Origin of the sequence: Rathayibacter rhapontici (assembly GCF_001995175.1) — a bacterium.
In the GTDB taxonomy this organism is placed as follows: domain Bacteria; phylum Actinomycetota; class Actinomycetes; order Actinomycetales; family Microbacteriaceae; genus Rathayibacter.
Map to the genome: position 1 here is coordinate 1 of NZ_MUKN01000089.1, position 9,381 is coordinate 9,381.

Genomic DNA, 9,381 nt, shown 5'->3' on the forward strand with positions numbered 1-9,381 from the left:
GCCGCGAGCGCGGCCGGGTCGGTGATGATCCGCGGGCCCCTCGCCGCCGTCTCCCCCACGATCCGCACGTCCCGGCCGCGCACCGCGTCCCGGGCGATGCCGACGAGCAGTCCGGTGGTGGCAGCGGAGGTGTTGGGGTTCAGGACGACGAAGGTGCGCACGGCGCTCAGTCCTCCGCCATCGGGCGGCCGACCGTCTCGCGGGGGAACTGCACCGCGATCGCGCAGATCGCGAAGAGGCCCGCGAGCAGGGCGAACATGCCGCCGACGCCGGAGGCGTCCAGCACCGCGCCCGCCAGGAGGGGGAACAGGCCTCCCGAGAGCGACCCGAGCGCGAGGATGACGGAGGTGCCGAGCCCGCGGATCCGGGTCGGGTACTGCTCCGGGGCGAACAGCCAGATGGTGGTGTTGAGCACGATCACCGAGAAGTTGAAGAGGAAGCCGAACATCAGCACGAGCGCGACGGTCGTGCCGAGGAACCCGAAGCCCAGGCCCGCTCCGACTCCGAGGATCGCGGCGACCGTGAGCGTGAGCTTGCGGGGCAGGCGGCGGGCGGCGAGGGCCGCGACGAGCGCCCCGACCAGAGAGCCCGATTGCATGACGAGGGTATACCAGAGGGCACTCGTGATGTCGAAGCCGCGGGACGTGAGGATCAGCGGGATGAGGGTGAGCATCGAGATCTGCGCGGCGTACGACATGCACACCGCGACCCCGAGGGCGATCGTCGTGCGGCGGTGGCGCCGGCCGAAGAGCTCGGTCCAGCGCGGAGTCGCCGCGGCGGCGATCGGCGCGGTCTCGGCCGCGCGAGGTAGTCGACCTCCTCGGTCAGCGGCCGGTGCAGCCGCCCCTGGGCGAGACGGTTGACGACGGTGTTCGCCTCCGCGACGCGTCCGCGGGCCGCGAGGTAGCGCGGCGTCTCGGGCAGTGCTCGGCGGTAGACCACCACGGCGAGGGCGGGGATCACCAGGAGGCCGAAGAGCCAGCGCCAGCGGTCGTCGCCCGTGAACACCGTGAAGACGATGACGCCGAACAGCGGCGCCAGCATGTTGCCCAGCCCGGCCGCCGCGACGTTGATGAGGCCGACCGCCGTGCCGCGGTGCTTGGCCGAGAAGAACTCGGCGAGCATGATCACGGCGGTCGCGATCTCGCCGCCGAGCCCCAGGCCGACCAGGAAGCGCGCCGCGACGAGGATCTCGTAGCTCGGCGCGAGGGCGCAGAGAAGGCTGCCGACCGCGAAGATCATCAGGTTCGCGCCCAGGAGCGTGCGCCGGCCGACCCTGTCCATCACGACACCCGCGAGGACCCGGCCGAGAGCGACGGCGGTGAAGGTCGCGGTGTTGAGCAGGCCGAGCTGCGCACCGGCCAGACCCCAGTCGGCCGCCAGCACCGGCCCGGCGACTCCGACCGTGTTCTGCTCGATCGCGTCGAAGAACACGCCGAACAGGATCATCGCGACGATGCCCACGTGAGCGCTCGTGACTCCGATGCGCGAGTAGGCGGCTTCGATGCGGTCCCCCATCGTCGTCGAGGGCGGAGGGTTCGTGACGGTGCTCATGGGCGGATCCTTTCGAACGGAGTCAGGGAGGCGCTCGGTATACCGAAGCACGACGGCAACGCTACGGTCGTGCTCCCGCCCGCATGTTTCGCCCGCGTGAAATCGCTGTTACGGCTGGCGATCACGGCGCCCGCTACCCTGGCCCCACCCGCACAGGTAGACCCGAGGAGACGCGATGGTCGAGAAGAGCCCGGCGAAGACGATGTCGCAGACCGTCTACGAGGAGTTGCGCCGCAGGATCCTCGACGGCAGGCTCCCCGCCGGCGAGCCGATCCGGGAGCGCGATCTCGCCGCCGAGCTCGCCGTCTCGCGCGTCCCGATCCGCGAGGCCCTCCCCTGGCTCGAGCTGGCCGGCCTCGTCACCGTGCGCCCCCGGAGCACCGCCGTGGTGACGATCGTGACCCGACGCGACGTCGACGAGCTCTACGACATCCGCTCGGCCCTCGAGCCGCTCGTGGCGCGCAAGGCCGCCGAGGCGGTGTCGCGCGGCGCCGACGCCTCGGCGCTCGTCGCGTCGTGACCGACGCGAGCACGGCTCTCGCCGAGGGCGATCTCGCGCGCTTCCACTCCGAGAGCGGCCGCATCCACGGCGCGATCGAGGCGATCGCCGGCAACCGCCTGCTGATCTCGACCATGGGCCCGCTGGACGAGCGGAGCAACCGCCTCAACATCGCGAACATCCAGGCGGAGCCGGGCGTGCGCCACGACGAGCACGTGCGGCTCGCGGAGGTGGTCGCCGCGGGGGACGCGGGCCTGGCGTCCTCCGTGGCTCACGCCCACGTCGAGTGGGGCCGGCGGCGGACGATCGCGACGCTCGCCGACGTCCCCGGCTTCTCGGCGGAGTGAGACCGGCGGCTCAGGCGGTCAGCCCGAGCGCGTCCATCCGCCGGGTGTGCGAGGCGATCAGCTCGGTGAACACCGGCTCGATGCGCGACTCGTCCGAGTCGTGGTTGCCGGACCCCATCAGCGCCGACCGCGCGACGAGCAGCGTGTCGCCCACCAGGCGGCGGCCCCAGACCGCCAGGCGGGAGCCGAGGCGCTCGTCGGCGGCGATCTCGCGGCGCAGGATGGTGATCAGCCCGTCGATGCCGGTGTCCGCGCCCAGGGTCTGCGCGATCCGCGGGCCCACGTCGCTGGGCAGTCCGCCGGTCAGCCGGATGAAGAAGTCGTCGAGCAGCCCGGCCGTGATGTACGCCGAGAGGAGCGTCTCGTGCAGGTCCGCTCCGCGGGTCAGCCGCTCGAAGGTGTCGATCGCCGGGCGGAATGGCGCCATCGCCTCGCCCGGCTCCACCTCGCGCCGGCGCAGCTCGGCGACCACGGCGTGGTGCTTCGAGAGAGCCGTGCCGGCCGCGGCCGAGATCGCCTCCTTGTCGGCGAGGTCGTCGGTGTCGGCGACCGCCCGGGCGAGCGCCTCGAAGATCGCGAGCTGCAGGTAGGCGACCTGCCCGAGGTAGGGCAGCACCTCCGGGGTCAGGTCCGCCAGGTCGACGCGGTCGCGCTTGGCGGACTCGCCCCGCGGCGTCAGACGAGGGGCCTCTCCGGAGGGACGTCGGCGTCGGAACCAGGCTGCCATTCGCCCAGCTTAGAGCGCGGGCGGTGCGCCCCGCCGCCGCCTTCGGGGCCGCGGAACGAGCGTGGCGGTAGACTCGCCGGGATGTCACCGGCGCTGGATCGGTGACCCTGCGCCCGGAGTCGTACAGGGGCGTAGACCGTTCGACACGACAGGCGCTTCACTCCCGTGACTTTCTCCGATCTCAACATCGACGACGACATCGTCGCCGCACTCGCCTCCAAGGGCATCCTCGAGCCGTTCCCCATCCAGGAGCAGACGATCCCCCTGGCCCTGCAGAAGCAGGACATCATCGGCCAGGCCAAGACCGGCACCGGCAAGACCTTCGGCTTCGGCCTCCCCCTCATCCAGGCGCTGGGCACCGACCCGGAGCCGGGCGTCAAGGCGCTCATCGTGGTCCCGACGCGCGAGCTCGCCGTCCAGGTGACCGAGGACATCGAGCTCGCCGCCTCGAACCGCCCCACCAAGATCGTCTCGATCTACGGCGGCAAGGCGTACGAGGGTCAGATCGAGCAGCTCAAGGCCGGCGCGCAGATCGTCGTCGGAACCCCGGGCCGGCTGCTCGACCTCGCCGGTCAGCGCCTGCTGTCGCTCGCGAACGTCCAGGTGATGGTGCTCGACGAGGCCGACAAGATGCTCGACCTCGGCTTCCTCTCGGACATCGAGAAGCTGTTCGCCCAGACCCCGCAGACGCGCCACACCATGCTGTTCTCGGCGACGATGCCCGGCGCGATCGTCGCGCTCGCGCGCCGCTTCATGAACAAGCCGATCCACATCCGCGCGACCGACCCCGACGAGGGCATCACGCAGGCGAACATCAAGCACATCGTCTACCGGGCGCACTCGCTCGACAAGGACGAGGTCATCGCGCGCATCCTGCAGTCGGAGGGGCGCGGCAAGACCGTCATCTTCACCCGCACCAAGCGCGCCGCGGCCCGCATCGTCGAGGAGCTGAACGACCGCGGCTTCAACGCCGCGCCGTGCACGGCGACCTCAACCAGGAGCAGCGCGAGCGGGCGATGGCGGCGTTCAAGGCCGGCAAGAAGGACATCCTGATCGCCACCGACGTCGCCGCCCGCGGCATCGACGTGAACGACGTCACCCACGTGATCAACCACACGATCCCGGACGACGACCAGACCTACCTGCACCGCGTCGGCCGCACCGGCCGCGCGGGCAAGACCGGCATCGCCGTCACGTTCGTCGACTGGGAGGACCTGCACAAGTGGGCCCTCATCAACCGCGCGCTCGAGTTCGGCCAGCCCGACCCGGTCGAGACCTACTCCTCGTCGCCGCACCTCTACACCGACCTCGACATCCCCGTGGGCACGAAGGGCCGGCTGAAGCCGACCCCGATCCCCGCCGAGGCGAAGGCCGACGCGCAGCCCGAGCGCAGCACCCGTCAGCGCGAGCCCCGCGAGGGCCGCGAGCCCCGTCGCCGCACCCGTGGCGGAGGCGAGCAGTCCGAGGCCGCCGCGCCCCAGACCGGCCCGGCGCCGTCGAGCGAGAGCAAGGAGCACCACGACGGCAACAGCGAGCCGCGTCGCCGGACCCGCCAGCGCCGCCGCAGCCCGCGCCCCGACGCGCAGGTCTGACGCAGCACCTCACCGGCCCCCTCCGCGAGCGATCGCGCGAGGGGGCTCGTGCGTTCACCCCGGGGTGAGCGTCGGCGTCAGTCCCGAGCGGAGGCGCGGATCGCGTCGACCGTCGCCCACGGAGTCGTGTTCTCGCCGAGCCGGTTCGGCTTGCCCGTGCCGTGGTAGTCGCTCGAGCCGGTCGTGACCAGTCCGTAGCGCTCGGCCAGCTCGCGCAGCCGCGTCCTGCCGCCCGGCGTGTTCTCGCGGTGCTCGACCTCGAGGCCGAACAGCCCCGCGTCGACGAGGTCGGGCAGCATCGACTCGACGACGATGCCGCGCGTGCTGGTCGCCGGGTGCGCGATCACCGGCACGCCGCCCGCGGCGCGGACGAGGCGGACCGCATCGACCGGGTCCGGGGCGTAGTGCGGCCGGTAGTAGCCGCCGCGCCAGTCGAGGATCCCCGCGAAGGCCGCCGAGCGGTCGGTGGCGAGGCCGCGGGCGACGAGGGCGTCGGCGATGTGCGGGCGTCCGATCGTGGATCCGGGGCGGGTCTGCGCGAGGACGTCGTCCCAGGTGAGGTCGTAGTCGGCCGAGATCGCGGTCACGATCGCCTCGGCGCGGTGCCTGCGCTCCGACCGGATCCGCGCGGTCTCGGCGAGGAGCCCCGGATCCTCCGGATCGACGAGGTACGCGAGCACGTGCACGCTCGCCCAGCCCACGCGCGAGGAGAGCTCCATGCCGGGGACCAGCTCGATGCCGCAATCGCGGGCCGCGTCGATCGCGGCGGACCAGCCGCCGGTCGAGTCGTGGTCGGTGAGAGCCACTCCGGCCAGGCCCGCCTCGGCCGCCGCTCGCACGAGCACCTCGGGCGGCTCGGTGCCGTCGGAGACGAGGGAGTGGGTGTGGAGGTCGAACCCGCCTCCCGCGACATGCATGCCCCCCATCGTAGACGCGCGTCCTGCGGCCCAGGCCGGGAGGATGCCCTACCCTGACCGGGATGGGGACGAGACTGGTGAAGACCGCGGTGGCCGCGGCGGTGGCGATCGTCCTGCTCGTGGCGACCGCGCCGGGGTTCTTCGGCCTGGCGCGCGAGGCGCCCTTCGCCCAGCTCGTCTCGTTCCGGCTCGGCACGGCGCTCGGCGCCGTGGCGGTGGCCGTCGTCCTCGTCGTCGTGGCGGTGCTCGTGCGCCCGGTGCGCCGGCTCGCGCTCGTGCTCGCGGGGCTCGGGGTCGCGTTCGCCGTGGTCCTGGGCGGTCTCCAGGCCGTCCGGGGCGACGACTCCTCGCCGCCCCGCGCCCACCGCCTCGCGGACCTGCGGGTCCTGACCTGGAACACCCTCGACTCGGTGCCGGTCGACACCGTGGTCGCACTGGCCACCGGCAGCGAGGTCGACGCCCTGAGCCTCGTGGAGGTGTCGGAGGGTCCCGCGCAGGAGATCGCCGCGGCTCTCGGAGCCGCCGGACGCCCGATGACCCTGCACTACGCGGCGGGGATCGGGAGCACGGCCGGCACGGCGCTGCTGCTCGCGCCGTCGCTGGGCGCCTACTCCGTCGATCCCGAGAGCACCCCCACCGGCACCCTCGCCTCGCTCGTGGTCCGGCCGGACACCCCCGAGCGCCCGGTGATCGCCGCCGTGCACGCCGCTCCCCCGATCCCCGCACTGATGGCCGACTGGCGCAGCGATCTCTCCCGTCTCGCCGCGCTCTGCAGCACCGAGGAGGACGTGGTCGTGGTCGGCGACCTCAACTCGACCCTCGACCACTGGTCCGGCCTGCCCGGCACGGCCGATCTCGGCGGCTGCACCGACGCCGGCTCGCTCGCCGGCGGCGCCGCTCTCGGGACCTGGCCCGCCTCGCTCCCGCCGCGGCTCGGTGCTCCGATCGACCACGTCCTCTTCTCCGGGCGCTGGGAGGTCTCGGGCTACGTCGTCGTCGACGACCAGGACGACGCGGGGAGCGACCACCGGCCGGTCCTCGCCCAGCTCTCGGTGCGCGGTCTGGTCAAGGAGACGTCCTGACCCCTCCCCCGGACGAGGAGGAGAATGGGGGCATGACGAACACGGACGAGCAGACCACCCCGACGCCCGACCCCGCCGCCGCGCCCACCCCGCGCGCGACCGCGAACCGCTCGACGACCCCCGCCTCCGACCGCTTCCGCGACTTCATCGCCTCCGGCTGGGCCGAGCGGGACGAGCCGCTGCCCGCCGCGCGCGAGCAGGCCTCCTTCGCCGCCGCCCGGCGCGAGCGCCTCTCGGCGCTGCGCACCGGCGAGCGCGTCGTGATCCCCGCGGGCCGGCTCAAGCAGCGGGCGAACGACACCGACTACCCGTTCCGCGCGCACTCCGCGTTCACGTGGCTGACCGGCTGGGGCGCCGACTCCGAGCCGGGCGCCGTCCTGGTGCTCGAGCCCGCCGAGGCGGGCCACACCGCGGTGCTGTACTTCCGCGAGCGCGCCGGCCGCGACTCCGACGAGTTCTACGCGAACCCCGAGATCGGCGAGTTCTGGATCGGCCCGCGGCCCTCCCTCGCCCAGGTCTCGGCCGACCTCGGACTCGAGGCCCGCGGCATCGACGAGCTGGACGCGGTCCTGGACGCGCAGGACGACGTGCCCGTCGCCCTTCTGCGCGAGGCCGACCCGCTGGTCGCCGAGCGGCTCGCGCACCGCACCTCGGACGACTCCGACGCCGCCCTCGAGCGCGACCTCAGCGAGCTGCGCCTCGTGAAGGACTCCTACGAGATCGCCGAGCTGCGCGCCGCCGTCGACGCGACCGCCCGAGGCTTCGAGGACGTGCTCGCCGATCTGCCGCGCATCGTCGCCCACGAGCGCGGCGAGCGCCTGATCGAGGGCGTGTTCAACGGCCGCGCGCGCGCCGACGGCAACGCGGTCGGCTACGACACGATCGCCGCCGCCGGTCCGCACGCCTGCATCCTGCACTGGACGCGCAACGACGGGCCCGTGCGCCCCGGCGAGCTCGTCCTGCTGGACGCGGGCGCGAGCAGGAGAGCTACTACACCGCCGACATCACCCGCACGTTCCCGGTCGACGGCGTCTACACCGAGGCGCAGCGCCGGGTCCACGAGACGGTGCGGGAGGCGGCCGACGCCGCGTTCTCGATCGTCCGCCCCGGCATCCGCTTCCGCGAGGTGCACGCGGCCGCCATGGCCGTGATCGCCCGCCGCACCGCGGAGTGGGGGCTCCTCCCCGTCAGCGCCGAGGAGGCGCTCGAGGCCGACAACCAGCAGCACCGCCGCTACATGGTGCACGGCACGAGCCACCACCTCGGCCTCGACGTGCACGACTGCGCGAAGGCCCGGCGCAAGATGTACCTCGACGGAGTGATCGAGGCCGGCATGGTGTTCACGATCGAGCCCGGCCTCTACTTCCAGCCCGACGACCTCACGGTGCCCGCGGAGCTGCGCGGCATCGGCGTGCGGATCGAGGACGACGTGCTGGTCACCGAGGACGGAGTCGAGAACCTGTCGGCCGGGATCCCGCGCTCGGCCGACGAGATCGAGGCCTGGATGGCGCGGCTGGCCCGCTGAGGCGCCGCGCCGCTCAGGCGGCGAGCGCCGGAGCCGCGAACGCGCCCTGAGCGGTCGCGAGCGCGAGGCCCTCGAGCAGCACCGCGAGCTGTCCCGCGGGGGCCTGAGGATCCTCGGGGTGCCACTGCACGGCGACGATCGGGGCGCTGCGGTGCTCGATCGCCTCGACGACCCCGTCGTCGGCGCGCGCCACGATCTCGAGTCCGGGCGCGAGCCGGTCGACGGCCTGGTGGTGCGCGCTCTGCACAGCCAGGACCTCTGCGCCGAAGAGCCCGGCCAGCGTCGAGGCGGCGGCGAGCTCCACGGGGTGGCTGTGCATCCGCTCGTGCGCGGGGGCCGCGGCGTTCACGTGCGCGGCGCCGGGGCCCAGGTCGGGGACGAGCGTTCCGCCGAGGGCGACGTTGACGACCTGCAGGCCGCGGCAGATGCCCAGGAGCGGCGTGCGGCGGGCGAGGGCGCGGTGCACGAGGGCGATCTGCGCGTCGTCGGCGCGCTCGGCGTGCGGGCCCTCGCCGGGGTAGCCGCGGGCGGCTCCGTAGCGCTCGGGCGCGATGTCCTCGCCACCGGCCAGCACGATCGCGTCGGCGCCGTCGGTCTCGGCGAGCAGCCGGGCGGCGCCGAGGTCCTCGGCGGCGTAGCGCTGCGCGTCCCAGCCCAGCTCGCGGGCGAGGGTCAGGAGGCGGCCGTTCAGGATCTGGACGTACGCGTGGTACTCGTCGCGTCCGGGCCGCGTCCGGGCGACCTCCACGATGGCGAGCGAGCGGGTCATGCCGTCCATCCTGCGCACCTCGTCGAGCACGGTCGAGCGGAGGCGACACGGTCCGTAACACGCGGGCCGTACGATCGCGGGGTGACCTCCGCTCCCCCGCCCCTCCCGGAGCGGCTGCAGCGCGCCCGTGCCGACGTCTCGGTCCTCGCCGGCCTCGCCTCAGAGCGGCAGGTGCGACCGCTGCGCGAGGCCGCCGACCGCGCCGCCGACGCCCCGGAGCACCACGCGGAGGCCCTGCTCGCCGGCGTCGAGGCGATGACGGCCCTGCTCGCCCGCGCCGAGGCCCAGCTGAGCGGTCTCGAGCGCTCGGTGCGCGACGACCTCGAGCGGGCGGACACCCTGTCCGGCGTGCGGACGGCCGCCCAGGTC

7 protein-coding genes and 4 pseudogenes are annotated in these 9,381 nt (G+C 73.6%); 6 read left to right on the top strand and 5 right to left on the bottom strand.

Going from position 1 to position 9,381, the window contains the following annotated elements:
- Positions 1-166: 166 nt before the first annotated feature.
- Together B0T42_RS22080 and B0T42_RS22085 are read right to left on the bottom strand one after the other, a co-directional pair.
- Positions 167-988 (bottom strand): MFS transporter, encoded by an 822-nt coding sequence (locus B0T42_RS22080; RefSeq protein ID WP_342418282.1) that lies wholly within the window; start codon positions 986-988, stop codon positions 167-169.
- Positions 904-1,554, bottom strand: a pseudogene (locus B0T42_RS22085) (MFS transporter); the annotation flags it as partial. The gene B0T42_RS22080 and the pseudogene B0T42_RS22085, both read right to left, overlap by 85 nt.
- 202 nt (positions 1,555-1,756) lie before the next feature.
- Here B0T42_RS22085 and B0T42_RS21710 point away from each other — a divergent pair.
- Together B0T42_RS21710 and B0T42_RS21715 are read left to right on the top strand one after the other, a co-directional pair.
- A pseudogene (locus B0T42_RS21710) lies at positions 1,757-1,933 on the top strand (GntR family transcriptional regulator); the annotation flags it as partial.
- Entirely contained in the window at positions 1,891-2,400 is a 510-nt protein-coding gene (locus B0T42_RS21715; RefSeq protein ID WP_236720398.1) for an FCD domain-containing protein, read from the top strand. The pseudogene B0T42_RS21710 and the gene B0T42_RS21715, both read left to right, overlap by 43 nt.
- Before the next feature lie 10 nt (positions 2,401-2,410).
- Here the strand turns inward: B0T42_RS21715 and B0T42_RS18030 are convergent, their stop codons facing one another.
- Positions 2,411-3,127 (bottom strand): ferritin-like fold-containing protein, encoded by a 717-nt coding sequence (locus B0T42_RS18030; RefSeq protein ID WP_077224378.1) that lies wholly within the window; start codon positions 3,125-3,127, stop codon positions 2,411-2,413.
- A gap of 165 nt (positions 3,128-3,292) precedes the next feature.
- On the opposite strand from B0T42_RS18030, the pseudogene B0T42_RS18035 reads away from it, so the two are divergent.
- A pseudogene (locus tag B0T42_RS18035) lies at positions 3,293-4,719 on the top strand (DEAD/DEAH box helicase).
- A 77-nt stretch (positions 4,720-4,796) separates the two neighbouring features.
- On the opposite strand, the gene B0T42_RS18040 reads toward B0T42_RS18035, so the two are convergent.
- On the bottom strand, positions 4,797-5,636 hold the full coding sequence (locus tag B0T42_RS18040) for a PHP domain-containing protein (RefSeq protein WP_077224379.1): 840 nt from the start codon (positions 5,634-5,636) through the stop codon (positions 4,797-4,799).
- A gap of 62 nt (positions 5,637-5,698) precedes the next feature.
- Between B0T42_RS18040 and B0T42_RS18045 the strand changes: the two genes are divergently transcribed.
- Positions 5,699-6,718, top strand: coding sequence for an endonuclease/exonuclease/phosphatase family protein (locus B0T42_RS18045; RefSeq protein ID WP_077224380.1), 1,020 nt, complete (start codon positions 5,699-5,701; stop codon positions 6,716-6,718).
- A 32-nt stretch (positions 6,719-6,750) separates the two neighbouring features.
- Positions 6,751-8,243, top strand: a pseudogene (locus B0T42_RS18050) (aminopeptidase P family protein).
- A gap of 13 nt (positions 8,244-8,256) precedes the next feature.
- On the opposite strand, the gene B0T42_RS18055 reads toward B0T42_RS18050, so the two are convergent.
- Positions 8,257-9,012 (bottom strand): gamma-glutamyl-gamma-aminobutyrate hydrolase family protein, encoded by a 756-nt coding sequence (locus B0T42_RS18055; RefSeq protein WP_077224381.1) that lies wholly within the window; start codon positions 9,010-9,012, stop codon positions 8,257-8,259.
- Positions 9,013-9,093: 81 nt separating this feature from the next.
- On the opposite strand from B0T42_RS18055, the gene B0T42_RS18060 reads away from it, so the two are divergent.
- On the top strand, positions 9,094-9,381 hold a 288-nt coding region (locus B0T42_RS18060; RefSeq protein ID WP_139344577.1), incomplete at its 3' end, for a hypothetical protein.